This is a genomic window from Vibrio sp. 1401 (genome assembly GCF_033340295.1).
Genome location: NZ_JAWOWF010000287.1, coordinates 1 through 763, shown reverse-complemented (window position 1 = coordinate 763; position 763 = coordinate 1). Strand labels below are relative to the sequence as shown.

Genomic DNA, 763 nt, shown 5'->3' with positions numbered 1-763 from the left:
TTTAGCGTCGGCGTGGATCTCGATAAAGCGATGGCGGATGTTCGCGACGCGGTCGATCTGGCGAAACCTAAGTTACCTGCAGACAGTGATGAACCGACGGTCAATGAAGTTACTTTTGCTTCAGAGGAGCCTGTTTTAACCGTTGTGCTTTATGGCACGGTGCCAGAGAGAACCATTGTTCAAATCGCTCGAACGTTGCGTGACAGACTAGAAAGCTTCCGTCAGATCTTGGAAGTCGATATTGCTGGTGATCGTGAAGATATTGTCGAGATCGTGGTTGATCCCCTTCTAATGGAAAGCTATGGATTGGATCAGGCCGATATCTATAACTTGATCGCACTAAACAACCGAGTGGTTGCGGCTGGTTTTGTCGATACTGGATATGGGCGCTTTTCGGTCAAAGTTCCGTCGGTGTTTGATTCTCTGAAAGATGTTCTCGAATTGCCTATCAAAGTGAATGGCAAAGAAGTGATCACCTTTGGTGATGTGGCCACAGTTCGCCGAGCGTTTCGTGATCCGGAAAGCTTTGCCCGCTTGGATGGTGAGCCTGCCATTGTGCTTGACGTGAAAAAGCGTGCTGGCGAGAACATTATTGAAACCGTCGCGTTAGTTAAAGAGGTGATTGCTCAAGGGCAACTGCGTGCAGAGTGGCCAAGTAATTTGCAGGTGAAATACACTTGGGATCAGTCGGATGATGTTAAGCTGATGCTTAGTGATCTGCAAAACAACATTCTCTCGGCAATCATTTTGGTAGTCATCGTTA

1 protein-coding gene is annotated in these 763 nt (G+C 47.6%); it reads left to right on the top strand.

Annotated elements, in window-relative coordinates; genetic code table 11:
* The coding region (locus R7Z77_RS25165) for an efflux RND transporter permease subunit (protein WP_318137019.1) at positions 1 to 763 on the top strand (763 nt) is incomplete at both ends.